Annotated in this window: 13 protein-coding genes and 1 riboswitch; of the genes, 7 read left to right on the top strand and 6 right to left on the bottom strand. The window is 49.2% G+C overall.

The features are described from left to right. Positions 1-4: 4 nt before the first annotated feature. Complete coding sequence (locus I8U17_RS02780) at positions 5-355, bottom strand: YlbF family regulator (protein ID WP_198055416.1); 351 nt, start codon at positions 353-355, stop codon at positions 5-7. A gap of 198 nt (positions 356-553) precedes the next feature. Between I8U17_RS02780 and I8U17_RS02775 the strand changes: the two genes are divergently transcribed. The 5 genes from I8U17_RS02775 to I8U17_RS02755 are packed head-to-tail and all read left to right on the top strand — an operon-like array spanning position 554 to position 6280. Next, positions 554-1924, top strand: coding sequence for a YheC/YheD family endospore coat-associated protein (locus tag I8U17_RS02775; protein ID WP_181735390.1), 1371 nt, complete (start codon positions 554-556; stop codon positions 1922-1924). Continuing rightward, entirely contained in the window at positions 1921-3027 is a 1107-nt protein-coding gene (locus I8U17_RS02770) for a YheC/YheD family endospore coat-associated protein (RefSeq protein WP_081943856.1), read from the top strand. Before I8U17_RS02775 ends, I8U17_RS02770 begins: the two co-directional genes overlap by 4 nt. A gap of 10 nt (positions 3028-3037) precedes the next feature. Continuing rightward, a complete protein-coding gene (locus I8U17_RS02765) occupies positions 3038-4420 on the top strand; it encodes a YheC/YheD family endospore coat-associated protein (protein WP_198058999.1) in 1383 nt (460 codons plus the stop codon). Positions 4421-4436: 16 nt separating this feature from the next. Next, positions 4437-5768: a YheC/YheD family endospore coat-associated protein gene (locus tag I8U17_RS18720; RefSeq protein WP_198055418.1), complete on the top strand. Its 1332-nt coding sequence runs from the start codon at positions 4437-4439 to the stop codon at positions 5766-5768. Further along, positions 5768-6280, top strand: coding sequence for a GNAT family N-acetyltransferase (locus tag I8U17_RS02755; protein ID WP_052154208.1), 513 nt, complete (start codon positions 5768-5770; stop codon positions 6278-6280). The genes I8U17_RS18720 and I8U17_RS02755 overlap by 1 nt, the downstream gene beginning before the upstream one ends. Positions 6281-6310: 30 nt before the next feature. On the opposite strand, the gene I8U17_RS02750 is transcribed toward I8U17_RS02755, so the two are convergent. Continuing rightward, the gene (locus I8U17_RS02750; RefSeq protein ID WP_198055419.1) at positions 6311-7024 is read right to left on the bottom strand and encodes a C40 family peptidase; all 714 of its coding nucleotides are present in this window, start codon (positions 7022-7024) and stop codon (positions 6311-6313) included. Between the two features lie 221 nt (positions 7025-7245). Between I8U17_RS02750 and I8U17_RS02745 the strand changes: the two genes are divergently transcribed. Continuing rightward, positions 7246-11154, top strand: coding sequence for a WIAG-tail domain (locus I8U17_RS02745; RefSeq protein WP_198058998.1), 3909 nt, complete (start codon positions 7246-7248; stop codon positions 11152-11154). Between the two features lie 52 nt (positions 11155-11206). Here I8U17_RS02745 and I8U17_RS02740 read toward each other — a convergent pair whose 3' ends face one another. Further along, on the bottom strand, positions 11207-12625 hold the full coding sequence (locus I8U17_RS02740) for a SpoVR family protein (RefSeq protein ID WP_198055421.1): 1419 nt from the start codon (positions 12623-12625) through the stop codon (positions 11207-11209). A gap of 360 nt (positions 12626-12985) precedes the next feature. Then, positions 12986-13154, top strand: a riboswitch (M-box (ykoK) riboswitch). A gap of 95 nt (positions 13155-13249) precedes the next feature. Between I8U17_RS02740 and mgtE the strand changes: the two genes are divergently transcribed. After that, positions 13250-14593 (top strand): magnesium transporter, encoded by a 1344-nt coding sequence (mgtE, locus tag I8U17_RS02735; RefSeq protein ID WP_033101088.1) that lies wholly within the window; start codon positions 13250-13252, stop codon positions 14591-14593. A gap of 230 nt (positions 14594-14823) precedes the next feature. Here the strand turns inward: mgtE and kynB are convergent, their stop codons facing one another. From kynB to kynA, 3 genes are read right to left on the bottom strand one after another with little or no spacing between them, the layout of a single operon-like run. Further along, positions 14824-15447 carry an arylformamidase gene (gene kynB, locus I8U17_RS02730; protein ID WP_033101087.1) on the bottom strand — a complete coding sequence of 208 codons (624 nt, stop codon included), beginning with the start codon at positions 15445-15447 and terminating at the stop codon, positions 14824-14826. Next, the gene (kynU, locus tag I8U17_RS02725; RefSeq protein ID WP_198058997.1) at positions 15448-16731 is read right to left on the bottom strand and encodes a kynureninase; all 1284 of its coding nucleotides are present in this window, start codon (positions 16729-16731) and stop codon (positions 15448-15450) included. A 14-nt stretch (positions 16732-16745) separates the two neighbouring features. Then, positions 16746-17579: a tryptophan 2,3-dioxygenase gene (gene kynA, locus I8U17_RS02720; protein WP_033101188.1), complete on the bottom strand. Its 834-nt coding sequence runs from the start codon at positions 17577-17579 to the stop codon at positions 16746-16748. Between the last annotated feature and the right edge of the window lie 133 nt (positions 17580-17712).

Below are 17712 nucleotides of genomic sequence, written 5' to 3'. Positions count from 1 at the left end.
CTCCTTATTTCATTTCTTTGCCAAAAATATCTTCTACAGGCTCCATGATAATGCGCTGCAAATCCTGAAGCAAGATCATCAGTCTTTCCTCCGCCTGGAGATAGGCAGTAATGGCGGGCACTCCCTGGATGGCAGTCGACAACTTTTCCATTTCTTCCGACTGCTCCGGAGACGGTTGTTTCCCCTGAAGATAAAGGGTTTGCATCTGAAGGCGTTTCTCCGTAAATTTGTCCAGCATCTCGCGAAACTTGGGATTCTCCTCCAATTTCCGCTTTGCTTCCTTCACTTCCAGATACTGCTGTGAAGCCCGGATGCTCCGCGCCAACTGATGGGCGTGGTCGTACGGATTAACCATGTGCATTCCCCCCTTTCTCTCATCCTACCATTTTCTTATCCCAGATTCATCCGTGAATGCCAAGCCTGTTTTTTTCACCCTGCCAAACATGCCTACATACGATGAATTAGTCATTTCAGGCGGAAGGGGATAGTCATGGGGGGCCAAAAAGTACAAATTCAAATTGTTCCCGAAAGCCAATTTCCAAGGAATATCAATATGGTTATGAGCCGAATGCTGGCAAAAAAGCTGAAAATAGAAACCAACCCTTTTTGGGTGACGTTTGGTTCCGCAACAGCCAAAGGAGCGATTGCCTTTACCAACAAAACGAACAATTTGGTACGGATGAGTTCCCGGCTGGCCTCACAATTGAAAATGATCAACCAACCACTGATTCAAGCACGGTTTGACTCCCGCTCTTTCCGCTTGCGGTTTGGCCCTTTATTTGGAATTTTAATCAATGCCGAACCACAGGGCAAACAGGATCAATTATTCGGACTGATGACTCGCTTTTTGGAAGAATGCTGCGCCGCGGGGCAATCGCAAGGCGTCCGCGTCGCCATCTTTTCCCCGGAACAGCTAGATCTCAAATCTTGGGAAACCGGCGCTTGGGTTCGCGAGAAAGGACGATGGATCTTCACCAGGCTTCCTCTTCCCGACGTGATCTACAACCGGATTACCTCCCGCAAGCTGGAGCAGCAGGATCAGATTCAAAATAAACTGTACCAGCTGAAAACGCATTTTCATATTCCGGTCTTCAACGAAAAATTCCTTAACAAATACCAAGTATATCAAATCCTGATCAAAGATGAACGCACCCGGGAGATGCTTCCGGAAACCTATCCATTTCGCGTTTCCAGATTTAAAGAACTGCTTCAGCGCTATCCGACTGTTTATCTCAAGCCAAATAACGGCAGCTTGGGCAGCGGGATCATCAAGGTGAGCAGATCCGGCGGCAAGTGGATTTGCCAATCCTCCACGCCCGGCGGTACATTGACGCGCACGACCAAAACTTTAGCCGAGATGTGCAAACTGATGGCCCAAAGGATCGGACGTCAACCCTATCTCGTGCAGCAAGGGCTGTCCCTGGTGAAATATGATCAGCGGCAAATGGATTTTCGCGTTTTGGTGCAAAAAAACAGAACCGGAGACTGGCGGGTCACTTCTTCCGTCGCGAGAATCGCCAACAGCCAGCATATTGTCTCCAATCTCGCACGCGGAGGTACCGTGCGCAAAGCAGCGGATGTGCTGAAAGAGCTGAACCATATTCCCGGCAAACCGACAGACAGGGAGATTAAAGCGACAGCACTGGAAATCGCCAAAACATTTGAGTACCTGGCGGAAGGACACTTCGCCGAACTGGGAATTGACCTGGCCCTCGACACAAAAGGAAAAATTTGGCTGATCGAGATCAATTCCAAACCTTCCAAAACCGATGACACCATGGTCAATCCTACGGCCAATACCCGACCTTCTGTTTTGCGCCTGATCGAGTATGTGCACTTTTTGACGGAAACCGCGGGCGGACCCCATTCCCCTCCTTTTTCTCCGAAACCGGTACGAAAAATACGCGGGAGGGGTCCGACATGAAAATGGACATAAGCAAAAAGGTGTTAGGAATCATCGTATGTTATGGAAAAACGGAAAAGATGCCGCCCTTTTCAGAAGCTCCTTTTTTTTCGCAACTGGCAGTGGAAGGTGAGTCTCTGGGAATTGAGGTTTGCGTCTTCAATCCCCAGCTGGTTCATTGGAAAACGCGGACCGTTCCCTGCTGGATTGTGGAAAACGGCAGATGGAAAATGGCGGTCAAACCGCTCCCATCCCTGATCTATGACCGATGTTACTACCATACGACCGAACATTATTTAAGATATAAACCCTATGTTCTGAAGCTGGCAAATGACCCGCATATCCGCTTATTGGGGAGGGCGCTCGGCGGCAAATGGCAGACATATGAAATATTGAAACAGCATAAGGAAATCGCTCCGTATCTCCCGCACACGATTTTTTACCGATCAAGCCATGATGTGCTCGCTTTTCTGCAAAATCAGCCAAGCGCCCTGATCAAACCGAACGGCGGCAGTCACGGGCGGGGAGTCGTGGCGATCACGAAGCATCCCCCGGGCTATTTGATTCAGGGACGCACACAGGCCAATAAATTGTTTTACCGCCAGTTGAAAACCGTGCAGGAACTGGAAACCTGGATCCAAAACTTCATCGGCCGCACCCGGTATATCATCCAACCGCTTCTGCCGCTGATGACACCGGATCAAAGACCGTTTGATGTCCGGATCTTAGTGCAAAAGAACGAGGAACGGAACTGGGAAACAACGGGAATGGCAGTTCGGACGGGCAAACCGAATTCCATCACCTCCAATCTTCACGGAGGAGGGCAAGCTGTCGCATTCAGACCCTTCCTCCAAAAACATTATGCACAAGAAACCATTTTTAAAATTCAAGAAACCATTCAATTTTTGAGCTCGATCGTCCCCCGTTTTATCGAACAACAACACGGGCCGCTTGTCGAGCTGGGAATCGATGTCGGAATCGAACCAAGCGGGCGCATTTGGATCTTGGAGGTGAATTCAAAACCCGGCCGCGCTGTTTTCCTCAGAACCGGCGAAATCAACATTCGCCGTCGCGCTGTCCAACTCCCTATTCGTTATGCCCATTCTTTACTTAAGAACACCTAGGAGGGTCACTATGAAATCAATCATATGCCAAACCCGAATCCATTCCAAAACACCTGCAAAAGCGATCGTGATCAGCCAGGCTCTGATGGAGCAATGGGGTTGTGTCAATGGGCAGTCCATTAAGGTGGAAGTAGGCAATAAAACGGTTATTACCCGTGTGGCAAGAGGGAAAATGAGTGGGCAGCAAATTATTTTCTCGCCCGCTCTTGCCAAACAACTCACTCTCCCTTACCCCGGACAAACCCGGGCCCTTTTTTACAACAGAACCCTGAAAATCGGCCCGGTGATCGGCATCCTGACAACCGGATTCACCGGGAACGCCGCCCAGCCATTTGGCGGACGATCACAACTTTTCCTCAGTTTCATTCGAGCGGGTGCAAAGGAAAAACCTTTCATCTATGTGTTTACCCCCGATATGGTCGACTGGCAAAACCGGACCGTTTCCGGATGGTATTGCATTCAGAATAAAAGCGGGGGCATGCGCTGGATTCGCCTGCTTTCGCCTTTTCCCGATGTTGTCTATGAGCGTGTTCCCAACAGGAAAGCAGAGTCTCTTTCCCATGTCCAATCCTGTCTCTCCCGCCTGAGGGAAACCAATCAGAGCAAGATTTTCAACCAGGGCTTCTTCAATAAATGGTTCATTCATCAATGTTTGAGCACCCATCCGGAGAGTTCCCAGTATATTCCGGAAACCTATCTCTCCCCTTCGATTCAAACCATTAAAAAGATGCTGGAAAAACATCAGATGATTTATTTAAAGCCGAGCGGAGGAAGTTTGGGGCTCGGAATTTTTCGCATCACCTATCATCCGCGGGAAGGTTACTTTTGCCGCTTTCATCAGGGAACCAAAAATGTGCTCCACCGCTTCAACTCATTGGAAAAACTGATTCGCCACTACTTTGGCAGCAACGAGTCTGAACGGTTTAAACGATACCTCGTACAGCAAGGCATTCGCCTGATCAAACATAACGACCGTCCCGTTGATTTTCGCGTGCACATGCATAAAGACGGGTCCGGAGAATGGAAGGTGGTGGCGATCGGTTCCAAAGCGGCGGGCTTTGGCTGTGTAACCACCCATGTACGAACAGGCGGTTCGATCATCCCCACCGATGAACTGTTAAAGAAAGTTTTTCACGAAAATGCAAGCTATATCGAAATGTCGATTAAAGAATCGGCGATTTTGATCGCCAAGGTTCTTGAAGATCAGATCAATGGTCCGCTCGGCGAATTGGGGATGGATATCGGAGTCGACCGCAGCGGAAGAGTATGGCTTTTTGAAATCAACGCCAAACCCGGCCGCCATATCTTTCTCCATCCGTCTCTCAGGGAAGCAGGGCGCCAATCTGCCAAGTATATAACGGATTACTGTCTAAAGTTAGCCAATTTTATCTGAGAAGGAGGGGGCATAAGTGAAGGTGCCAGAAGCAGGTTGGTTATCCATCCAACATAATCGCGGACAATATTTTTTCATTCCGCTGAAAGGTCACCAAACTTCGGAGTTAAAAAGTCCGCTTCCCGCCATTGTCGGAGCAAAGACACCCGGGCAACTCATCATCAGAAATTGGTCTTCCAAGCAGCACCTTCCCGTCTTCACCCCGGCAAGAGTGAAGAAAACATCCGATCATCGCTACCAAGTGGGCCCGTTTGTCGCCATTCTGGCTGCTGACGGAAAACAGCCCTTTTACGGAAATCAGAATAACTTTGCCGACATTATCCGAACCGGACGCACAATGGGCGTCAGCGTTTATGTCATGACCCCCGCCGGGTTCAGGCACAACCAACAGAATCCCCATACCGTCAGAGGATTTCTGTTGGATCATCGCAGCCGCAACCTGCGCTGGATTCCGGCCGAACTTCCGATGCCCAATGTCGTTTACAACCGCATTCCCACGCGGACCGAGGAGCAGAAACCGGAAGTGCAGCAAGTTGTAAAACAATTGATGAACACACCCGGCATCCATTTTTTCAACCCCGGTTTTTTTGACAAATGGTCACTCTACCGGTTGCTCTCCGCCTCTCCGCGGCTGCGCCAGTTCCTGCCGGAAACAGCCATGCTGGAAAATCCGGCCGGTCTGAAACAGATGCTCGAACGCTATCCTTCCATTTATTTAAAACCGGCCAACGGCAAAGCGGGAATCAAAATGATGCGCGTCAATAAAAAGCCGGACGGCTTTGAACTCCACTATCAGTCGGTGTCGGCGAAAAAACGTTTTTCAATCGCATCGCTGCCTGCACTTTGGAATCATGTGCAACAGTTGAAAAAACCCGGCAACTATATCCTGCAGCAGGGAATTCCCCTGGCACAGTATCATGGCAGGCCTTTTGACGTGCGCATGCTGCTGCAAAAAGACGGTCAGGGAAACTGGGGATTAAGCGGCGCCGGCATTCGCGTGGCCGGTGCAACGGCGATCTCCACCCATGTTCCGATGGGCGGGAAAATCGAATCACTTGATCAGGTATTCCAGGCCGCATTTGGCGACAGGAAAAAAGAAATGAGGGAAAAGATCGAAAATATCGGTTTGGAGTTGGCTTCTTTCATCGAGACGAAACAGGCCGGCCCGCTCGGAGAGATGTCGATCGACCTCGGGATCGAGCCGAATGGGAGAATGTGGTTTTTCGAAGCGAATTCCAAACCGATGAAATTTGATGAACCGGATATCCGCATCCGCTCCCTGCGCCGAATCATCCAATATTCCCTGTATCTGAGTGAGTTTTCACAGGCAGTGAAAGGAGGAAGATGATGATTATCCGCCAGTTTGAACCACAGGATATCGAAACGGCCAAGGTTCCCGTCATCCGGTTTATGAAACGGTACGGAGATGGGCGAATTACCCATCGCGCTTTGCGCTGGTTTCAACGTTTATCCAAGCAAAACATCCCGGAAGGCACATATGTGGCGGCTGCGCTGGACAAAAAGAAATTGATCGGCGTGATCGTGTTCGGTCATTACGGACTTCAGGAATCCTTCATCGCAGTGCATCCGCAGTATCGCAAACGCGGTGTCGGGGAAGTTCTGCTCAAAAGCGCGCTGGCCAAACTCCCCAAAATTTACACGCGGGTCGCCTGTGATAATATCCCCAGTCTCAAGCTGTGTTTTTCCTGCGGATTAATCGCTTTTAAACTGATCAAAGGGCCGACGGGAAAACCGACGCTCTGGCTTGCCGGCGGGGACTATTCGACGGAAGACGTCATTCGGATGGAATATATCGCCAAAATCTCCCCCAGAGCAGAAGAAAAAAGAAGCGGATCGTAATGTCCGCTTCTTTTTCCATTCATTTCAAGCTTACTTATCCGGGATGACGCGTTTGGCTGTAATATATCCTTTATCCAGCCACGGTGTGCTCAGACTGTCAAAGCGAACGCCGCCCGGACCCCAAGTATGCAGGATTTTATTGTCTCCCACATAAATGGCCACGTGTCCAATTTTGCCGTGGGAGTGGCTTGTGGAAAAGAACAGCAAGTCCCCTTTTTGAATTTGGGAACGCGGGATGGTTTTTCCCACGTGTGCCTGTTCACGGGAAGTACGCGGCAAATGAATTCCGTTTTTCCCGTAAACGTATTGAACAAAGGAAGAACAATCAAACGTGGAGGTTACTCCGGAAGGAGACCCTAATCTGTAAGGGGTGCCCAAATATTGTTTACCCAATTTAATAATGTTGTCCGCCACTTGCAGACGATGGCCATTTGATTGTTCTTTCTCTGTTCCTTGTACCGGCTTGTTTTGCACTGGCGCCTGCACAGGAGTTTGTGCAGATTCGTTATTGGATACAGGTGTAAACGTTTTATCTTTAACTTCCGAAGAATTGGAAATTGCTCGGCTATTATCGAATACCCACTCTAAACCGACTTTGCTGAAAACAGAGCTGAGAAAACTGGAATTTTCCGATGTTGCATTCAACGTGGCAGCATGGGAAATCCCCGTCGGAATCAATCCGGTAACCATTAAAGATGCAGCAACTGTCCAAACTGTTTTCTTTATGCCTTTATTATTTCGCATCAAATCCCCCTCTGCAAATAAAATTTTTATTTGTTAACGGCATGTCCTATGGTAACATAGATCAACACGAGATGATTATGTAAAAACTTCCATTGTCAGGAAAATCCGATAACGGCGTTTGTCGCGAAAAATGTCCCATTTTTTTCTATTGACATGTTTCCATCTCCCCGCCCGGTGAATATACCTAGAAGAGGAATTTGCATAAGAAAGGGGCCTGGAAATTGAAAAAGCGAAGATCATCCTCATCCAGGAAAACAGGGACAACATCCCCTCACCTGCGCGATGAAATCATTCTGGAAGAGCTGATCCGGCTCGAACAGGAAGAACTCAGGAAAAAAAAGGCGTCAGCCCGGCCAACGCAGCAACCGGCAGAATCAAATGAACCGGAAGAGAGTTTGAAGAAGCCCGAATATAATGAACCGCCGTCCCCATCGATCAAAGAGACGCGCAATGTGACCGGATCCGAATCCTTTATTTACACGGATGATCTGACCAATTATTCCGTAACGAGAGAAAAAATCGCCAATCAGGCTGTCGATGGAAGTAAAATCAAAAAAGGTTCCATCAGCGCGGACCATATCGAACAAGATGCAATCATCGAGGCCAAGATTGCCGCAGGAGCCGTTACCGCTCCCAAAATCGCGGAAAAAAACATCAAGTCATCCCATCTCGACGATGATATCATCGGGGAAGAAAAAATCAGAAAAGAAGCCATCACTGCGAGACACATCAAAGACAATTCAATTCCCGGCACAAAACTGGAAGACCAGAGTATTGGTGAAAGCAAAATCAAAGACCGGGCGATTCTGGGCAAGCACATCGGACTCGGCCACATTCAGAGCGAACATCTGGCCGACCAGTCGGTCAGCGGAGAAAAGATCAAAAGCGGTGCGATCAGTACGAATCACTTGATGAATCAAATTATCAACAATCCCAAAATCGCCGATGGGGCGATCACGGAAGCCAAGATACAAAACGGCAGCATCAGCTCCGACAAGATCGCCGGCGAAGCAATCACCTCCGACAAAGTAGCCAAAGCGGCCATCCGTTCCCACCACATTGCCGATGAAACCATCCAATCCCACCATCTGCAAAACAAAGCGATCACCAGCAATAAATTGGCCAATTCTGTCATTATGTCAGACCATTTGCGCGATCAAATCATCGGGTCTCATCATATCGGGCCAAGTGTGATTCAAGGGAAGCATTTGGCTGATGATTCCATCACCAGGGATAAAATCGCCCCGGCAAGCATCGACGCCCATCGGATTCAGGATCAGGCGATCAAATCGAATCACCTGGCTCCTCGCAGCATTTCAGAACAGCATTTGCAAGAAAACAGTGTCAACAAAACGCACATCAAAGAGGCGAGCATCGGGGAGCAACATATTGCCAACAATTCGATTCCCGGCACAAAACTGTTGGATCATTCCATCACGACCTCGAAGCTCTCACCCGAGTCGATCTCCTCGGATAAAATTATCGATCAGGCGATCAGCACCAATAAAATAGCAGATCGAGCCGTAAACTCAGGCAAGCTCGCCCCGAAAAGCATTCAAAGCGAACACATCGAAGAGCGGGCGATTTTGCATAAGCATATTGGCGCGGAGCAGGTAAAAACCGAACATCTCTGCGACGAAGCAATCACTTCAAACAAGCTGGCACGGGAAGCGATACTGGGCAAACACATCGCCGCCGACACCATCACCGCATCCCACATTTCACCGTATGAAATTACGGAAAATCATCTCGCCGACCACTGCGTCACCTCGTCAAAAATAGCTCCGCAATCGGTGGAAGGCGGGCACTTGGCTGAAAACGCCATCCAGAGCCGTCATATTCAAAACGGGCAAATTTTAACAAACCATCTCGCACCCAAAGCAGTCAATTCCGAGCAACTGGAAGAAAGATCGGTGGGATCAGGGCATATCAAAGAACAAGCGATCTTATCCATGCATCTCGCTCCGGAACAAATTGAGGAAGAACATCTGAAACGGCAAACCATTACCTCCGCCGTCATTCAGGATCAGGCGGTCACCGGGGATAAAATCGCCCCTGCCGCCATTAAAGCAGAGCATGTACAGGAACAAGCCATCCGCTCCTCTCATCTTGCATCCGAACAAATACAAAAAAGACATTTGTCCCCCGGAGCAATTCAATCCAAACACTTGGAAGCAGAGGCGATCCAAAGCCGGCACCTCGGAAAACAGATAATCCGGGGAGAGCATATCGACATCCAGCAAATTAAAACACACCATTTGGAAGCGGAATCAGTGACGTCGGAAACACTGTCACCGGAGTCAGTCCAGTCAGTGCATCTTGCAGAAAACGCGGTCAGGTCAAAACATATCGGAGAAGAACAAATCCATGCACATCATTTGGCGAAAAACATCATCCATCAGGATCATATTCAGGAACAGGCGATCACCGGAGATAAAATCGCCAGCCATTCAATACAGGCAAAACATTTGGATGAAAAAACGATCCTCTCCCATCACATCGGAGACGGACAGGTGCAAAGCCATCACCTTGAACCCCGGGTAATCGGCTCCGATCAACTGGCAAACGAAGCGGTACAACCCAAACACATCACAGAAAAAGCCATTCTTTCCACTCACATCGCGGAGCGGCAAATTCAAAGCCACCATCTGGAAAAAGATTCGATCACCTCGGAATTACTCGCATCCGGAGCAGTCGAAACGAGACATCTCGTGGAAAATATCATCAGCAAGGAGCATATTGCCCCGGGTCAAATCGACGGGCAGCATCTAAAACCTGAAATCATCACCAATGTTCACCTGCAAAACCATTCGATCAATTCAGACAAAATTGCTCCAAACAGCATCCAAGCAAATCACTTAACGGAGCAGGTAATCAACGCTTCCCACATCGGGGACGAACAGGTGCAGAGCCATCACATTAAACCCCAGGCAATCGGCTCCGGCCAACTGGCAAACAAAGCGGTACAACCAAAACACATCACAGAAAAAGCCATTCTTTCCACGCACATCGCAGAGCGGCAAGTACAAAGCCACCATCTGGAAAAAGATTCAATCACTTCGGAATTACTTGCATCGGGAGCAGTCGAAGCCAGACACCTCAGGGAAAATCTCATCGGCGAGGAGCATATCGCCCCAGGTCAAATCGACGGGCAGCATCTTAAACCTGAAACTATTACCAACGTTCATCTGCAAAACCATGCAATCAATGCAGACAAAATTGCTCCAAACAGCATCCGGGCAAATCATTTAACAGAGCAGGCAATCAACGCTTCCCACATCGGAGATGAACAAGTGCACAGCCGCCATCTCGGCGCACATTCGGTTACCTCTGCCCATATTCAAAACGAAGCCATAACTGCGGAAAAAATTGCTCCCCTTTCAATTGGAACCCTGCACTTTAGCGAACAATCAATTCAATCCGCCCACATCGGCCAACGCCAGATCGAAGGACACCACATCGCAAAACAAGCGATTTCACCGGAACATTTACAAGAAGAAGCGATCCGTGCCGGACACCTGACTTCCCAATGCGTCACCTCCCGCCATATCGATTATGAACAAATCAAAACGAAACATCTGGAGGATGAAGCGATAACCGCCCAAAAAATCCGCTCCCAGGCAGTGGAATCGCATCATATCGCCAAGCAAGCCGTTCAATCGGATGCCATCGCTGACGGAGCTGTTACGGCTGAGAAGATTGCCGACGGGGCAATCGGTCCGGAAAAACTGAGTTTTGCTTTGCCCGGGCCTGCTGCCGCCATTTCCGGATCTGCTCCGTTTGAGATTGCGGCCGGGAAACCGGAACAAACCGTACACATCCATCTTAACGGTCATATTCCCTCGCCCTACATTGTGGTGGCCATGACAAACCAGCCCTATTGCTTTGCGACTCTCTCCGATTTGCAGGAAGACAGCTTTGTGCTTCGCGTGCACCAAATCAAGGAAACACAAGAACAAATTAGAGGCACGGTCTTTTGGATCGCCAATCCGGTACAATCCTTTTCCGGCTCTCCCGCTGAGATCCCGATTGAACAGGTTGAAACAAAAACAGAAGACACACTGCAGATCGCTTCTTGCCGAAAAACGGATTCTCCCGCCTCAACCCATGATGAAAACCCGTGGGACTAAACAAAAAAACTGCTGATCAAAAACACGATCAGCAGTTTTTTGTGTGCTCCGCTTAAACGAACCGCCTGGTGCACTTTTTCCCGTTATAGCAAAATATGACCCGGCGTTCGTCAATCACCGTTTCCAGATGAACCGGCCGCCCCCAGAGAGCATAAACATGGGGCAGTGTTTTTTCCAGATATTTAATGTCCAGCTCAATTCCTTCATACCGGTGAATCAGATATAATTCGCCATTTTGCAGATAATCCCCATCCTGCACCAGAATCACGGGATATCCTCCGTTAATCCGGCTTGCCACCAATTGATCCCGTACATTTTCCCAATCCTTATCCGTGACCTTCCATTCATTCCCCTGACGGCTGAAAACATAGAGATCCAGGTCTTCCACCAAATCCTTGGTCAGGTAATTGCGCAAGAACGATTGATCGGACTCCAGTTCACGCACTTCAAAAATCTTTTGACGCCCTTGTCCCGGTTTGCGTCCCAATTGCTTCTGTTCCTGTTCCGTCGGATTGTCCCAGCGCCTTTCAATGTCCTCAAACAACTTGAGTCCCAAATGATAGGGATTAATTGAGGTTTTCGATGGCGAAAGGACGGAAGCATTCAACTTGGCGAACTCAATTGCTTCTTCCTCATCCAGATCCAGTTCCCGCATGATGCGAATATGCCAGTAGGAGGCCCAGCCTTCATTCATGATCTTCGTTTCCAATTGCGGCCAAAAATAGAGCATTTCTTGACGCAAAATCGTCAGAATGTCCTGGTGCCAATCCTCAAGGATTTTGCTGTTTTCCATGATAAAGAGCAGCAGATCTTTTTCCGGTTCCTCGGGGAAACGCTTTTTGCGGGGCTTCGGCTTGGCAGGAGGTTCGGCGATATGGTCCAACTTCCACAGATCATCGTAAGGGGAGGTGCGGTTTGGCTTCGGGGTATCAGGCGTTGATTTTCGTTTTCCTTTCCGGTGCAACCTGGCATCGATCAGGCTGGGATTGATATGCTCCTGAATGGCCAGTACGTGATCCAGAAATTCCTCCACCACTTCTTTCCCATACTCAATCTCATACTGGCGAATGCGCTCGGCACTGGCAGCCATCGTTTCAACCATGTCACGGGAGGTATTGGAAAAGCGGATATTATTTTTGAAGAAATCGCAGTGAGCAAGAACATGAGCCACAATCAGCTTGTTTTGCGTCAAACTGTTCCCCTTCAACAAAAAAGCGTAACAGGGATCGGAGTTGATCACCAGCTCATAGATTTTGCTCAGATTCAGGTCATACTGCAATTTCATCTTGTAAAAAGTTTTGCCAAAGCTCCAGTGGGAGAAGCGCGTCGGCATTCCATATGCTCCAAATGTATAGATAATATCGGCAGGACAGATTTCATAACGCATGGGGAAGAAATCGAGGCCAAATCCTTTTGCGATCTCCGTAATTTCTTCAATCGCCCGCTCCAGCTTTTTCAGATCCTCTTTCACTCGGCATCCCTTCCTTCCCTTGAAATGACCTTTCCCCGAGCCCGTGAAACTATCATCGGAAATCGGATCTGTTGGTGCGGTAACGAGAAAGATCTACACCCTAAGGAAACAGCCTTTGATAATGAGTGTCAACAACGAATCCTTAAAACTATTTCATTCAAAAGGGAAAGGTTTTGGAACAGCATCTTACACAGGATGAAACCTAAAATCGGGTATAGAAACGCTTAGTTTAATTATAAAGAATATTTGTCCATTTATCAAACTTCACATGCGCATTGAGGCCGATATTTACATAAAATAAATTGACAATCTCCGGTATCAGACGTTATACTAACTTCGATTCAACAGCATATGGAAAGCTCTTATCTCTATTAGGTGAGGTTCCTGTTCGGAGATACGCTACTGCCCAAAAATGTCGAGAGACACCAATGGGTCAGCAGGAAAGATCGGAATGAAGGTCTTTTCTAATGTAGCTGGTTTCGCGCAAACCTATGCCGTTCAGTGCCAAAGCTCAATGAGGGGGATAAGCGATCGGGCCTGGAAAGTGCGGGCTCAATTTGTGTTGAAACCCTCTCCGCCAAGAGTAAGGGTTATTTTTTATATTCGCAAAAAGGAGGGATTCACATGGATAACGCTTTGCTGAAACAGCATGAGCCTCAATCCGTGCTGGCAAATGCAGATCCGCCGGCAGAATTGTTGCACCAGCTGCAACCCTATGATCTGTCAGAAATGCTCAGGGAAATGGATGAAAAGAAAAGGCTCAAATGGATTGCCGCCCTTCCATTAACTCTAGCTGCCGAGGCGTTGGAATATCTGGAACCGGAGTTGCAGTATGAAACGCTCAACCACCTGGACGGCAATCTGGCTTCCATGCTGCTGAAGCAGATGTCGAGTGACATGATCGTAGACATGCTGCTTGCCGTCCATCCATTGCAGGCGGAAAAGATGCTCAAAATGCTGCCGGAGGACTACCGGGAAAAAATCAATGCTCTGATGCGCTATCCGGAATATACAGCAGGGAGCCTGATGACCGTCGACTACGTGTCCGCCCGGGCACATTGGACCGGAGAACAAACGCTCCGCCACATTCGCAAGGTGGGAGGAGAAGCCGAGATCATCTCCTATATCTATGTAACGGGAATGCGCGGCGAACTGGTGGGAATCGTTTCGCTTAAAGAAATGATCCTCGCCCATCCGCAGACCAAGCTGGCGGATATCGCCAAAAAGGATGTCATTTCCGTTCCGGCGGATATGGAGCAGGAAGAGGTTGCAGCCATCCTTTCCCGCTATGGTTTCTACGCACTTCCCGTCGTTGACCGGCAAAACCGCCTGATCGGGATCATCACCTATGACGATGTCGTCGAGGTAATTCAAGAGGAAGCGACAGAAGATATCCAAAAACTAGGAGGAAGCCAGCCGCTCAGCGAACCTTACTTTAAAACATCCGTCTGGAGCCTGTACCGCAAACGGATCGTCTGGCTGTTTATTCTCTTTGTCGGCGGGGCCTATACTTCGACCGTCCTGGAATCGTACCAAAGCACACTGGATAAAGTGGTTTCCCTTTCCTTCTTTATTCCCTTGCTGATCGGTACCGGCGGAAATACAGGGTCACAAATCATCTCCACCCTGATCCGCGCACTGGGAACGGAAGAAGTAAAGTTTCGCGACTTGTTTCGCGTGATCCGCAAAGAACTGGTCACCGGATTGCTGTTAGGCATTTCCTTGGGAATCATCGGCTTCTTCAGGGCCGAACTGATGGATGTGTCCGTTGCCATCAGCATGGTGGTCTCTCTGGCAGCCCTGTTTATCGTTTTGTGGTCTTCCTTGGTTTCCGCAGCATTGCCGCTTGTGCTGCACCGCCTCAAAATCGATCCGGCCGTTGTATCGGGACCGCTCATCAGCACATTGGTCGACGGAACCGGTTTGATTATCTATATGAGCATAGCAAAAGCGGTTTTGCATCTCTAAACTTCTAAGGAATCGAGGTTGATGAATCCTTGAGTACTGAGCAGAAGATGAAGGCAGGTACGGCTTGACATCTCCCGCTGGAACAACGGAGCATGTTCAAGGAGTATCTGCCTTCTTAATTATTTCCCCCGATCCGTCTCCTTCTTCAGAATGCCTCATCTTCGATCTGAAACACGATCTCCTTTCACCATTTAAACTCCGCATCCGGCAATTCCGGTTCCAACAGTGCATTACGCCGTTTTTTTCAAAATTGCGCGCACAGGACTGCCGTCTGCCCCCTCGAGCTTAAGCGGCAGGGCGATCAGCTCATAATCCCCGGCATCCGCACGACTGAGATCGACGCTTTCCAAAATATGAATGCCCGAGAGACAGAGAGCGTGGTGGGCCGGAAGCTCCTTGCTGTCAATGGGATCAACGGAAGGAACATCGATGCCGAGCAGTTTCACCCCTTTTTCAGCGAGCAACGGAGCCGCATCAGGGCGCAGGCAGCAAAAGGAATCGGGAAAACGGTCCGGATCTTCCCAGGAATCCGTCCGAATCAGCAACCGTTCAACTCCCGTCAGATCATGGGCCGCCAATTCTTCCGCACCAATGCTCTCATACCCCGGCAAATGAAGCACTCTGGCCTTTCCCACAAAGATATCGGGTTCCAATTCATGCACCTTTTTGCCTGCTTCGGAAAAATGATACGGGGCATCAACATGGGTTCCCGCATGGGTGCTGAACACCACTTTGCCCACATTGACAGAACCGCTCTGTTCCTTGGTCCATTCCAGATTGAAAGAAAAAGGGGTATCCCCCGGCCAAACCGGCATGCCACCCCGCAACGTCCGCGATATATCAATCCATTTCATCTATGCGACTACTCCCCTCTCCTGTTGGAATCGTTCGTATGTTCGCTCCTCCATAATCCGCTTCAAGCGGTCAACCACATCCCATACATCGGCAAATGAAGTATATAAGGCAACGGGAGCAAGGCGAATCACATTGGGGGATCGGAAATCAGGAATCACTTTTTCCGCCTTCAACGCCTTGGCGATGCGCACCGCTTCCACATGTTCCAGAGCGACATGACCGCCGCGGCGCTCCTCCTCGACGGGGTTGCCGATGGTAAAGCCCATGCCGTCGAGTCTCACCCGAATCAGCTGCATCAAGTACTCCGTCAAAGCGAGCGATTTTTTCCGGATCCGCTCCATTCCCGCTTCAGCAAACATTTCCAGCGAACCAGACAGCGGTGCCATGCTCAGAATATGCGGTGTCCCCGTTTGGTACGCACCTGCACTCCCGGCAGGTTCAAATGTGTGATCCATGTCGAACTGCCGGTCCTTTCGCGAACCAAACCAACCGGCCAAACCGGGAGAGTGTGAATGATGCTTCTCATGCACATAAAGTCCGGCCACCCCTCCCGGGCCGCTGTTCAGATATTTATAGGTGCACCAAACGGCAAAATCAACCTGCCACGCATGAAATTGATGCAAAACGGTGCCAATTGAATGGCAAGCGTCAAATCCGATCAAAATCCCCTTTTCACGGGCCGCTTCTGTCAATTGCTTCACATTCAGCAATTGCCCGCTGCGATATAAAACGGTCGGGAGCAAAACCAACGCCACTTCCTCCGTCATGGCGGAGATGATCTCCTCTTCGCGCAAATACCGCCCGTCCTCGCTTTTGATACGGATCAGATTCTGTTCAGGATCCAATCCTTTTAACCTGATTATACTTTTTATAGCATAAATATCGGTGGGAAAATCAAGTTCATTCGCGACGATTTTTGTCCTGTTTCCGCACGGACGGTAAAAAGTGGCCAGCAATTGGTGCAGATTGGTCGTGGTCGAACCGGCCGCCACCACCTCGTGCGGCTTTGCCCCGACCAGCGGCGCCATTTGTCCTCCCAATTGCTCGGCCAAATAAAACCAAGGCTTGTCACCTTCTGTCCAGCCATCGATACCAAACTGCTTCCAGGCTTCAACCATGTGCATAACCGCCCGTTCCGCCCGTTTCGACAAAAGCCCGAGTGAATTCCCATCCATATACAACACGCCCTCAGGGATATAAAATTCCCTCCGGTAGGAGCGAAGCTCATCACGCTGATCCCGTTCCTCCGCATACTCCCTCGTCTGGGAAAATGACGGTTCCATACGGCTCCTCCTCACTATAATTTGGTTCTGACATCCCATAGTTCGGGAAAAAACCGGTGATCCAACACTTTTTTCAAATAAGGAACCCCGGATGACCCGCCCGTACCCGGTTTATGGCCGATAATCCGTTCCACCGTCTTCATGTGCCGGAACCGCCACTGCTGCAACCAGTCTTCGAGATCAACCAGCTTTTCCGCCAGTTCGTAGAGATCCCAATAGCGATCCACATGGCGGTACACTTCCAGCCAGGCAGCCTCAACATCAGGGCTCGGCTGGTAAGGCTGGCTGAAATCACGTTCAAGCACACGGGACGGAATGTCCAATCCCTCTCTGGCCAGCGCCTGAATAGACACATCGTACAAACTCGGGGAATAAAGGGCACGGGTAAGTGTGTCCAACAGCTCGGGGGAATTTTGATAAATTTGCAAAATGCGCTGATCCTTACGGCCCAAAGAAAATTCAATCAGGCGATACTGGTAAGATTGAAACCCGGACGCCCGCCCCAAATGATGGCGAAATTCCATATACTCGGCAGGAGTCAGTGTAGACAAAACATCCCAGGATTGAATAATCTGTGACTGAATCTTGGACACGCGCGCCAGCATTTTAAAAGCGGAAGATAAATCCCCCCGCTGAATATTCACAATCGCCGCTTTCAATTCATGCAGGATCAGCTTCATCCATAACTCGCTCACCTGATGGATAATGACAAACAACATTTCATCGTGGTGGCCGGATAACAATTTTTGGCTGGACAATAAAGACTGAAGCTGGAGGTAATCGCCGTAAGTCATATGTTCACGAAAATCAAGATGAATCTGTTCGGCATCAGGGTGTTGTTCGGGCATTTTCTCCCTCCGTCCGCTTTTTCTCGAATTTTTTTGCAAATCAAGTGAATGCTTTCCTGATATTTCGTATGAAAGCGCTCCCGAAACCTATTATAATAAAAAACATTACCCCTTGAAAAAATAAATTGAATAA

Source organism: Thermoactinomyces sp. CICC 10521, assembly GCF_016055135.1.
GTDB lineage: Bacteria > Bacillota > Bacilli > Thermoactinomycetales > Thermoactinomycetaceae > Thermoactinomyces_A > Thermoactinomyces_A daqus.
Note: the sequence above shows the minus strand (reverse complement) of the source record. Positions and strands in the feature narration are given on the sequence as shown.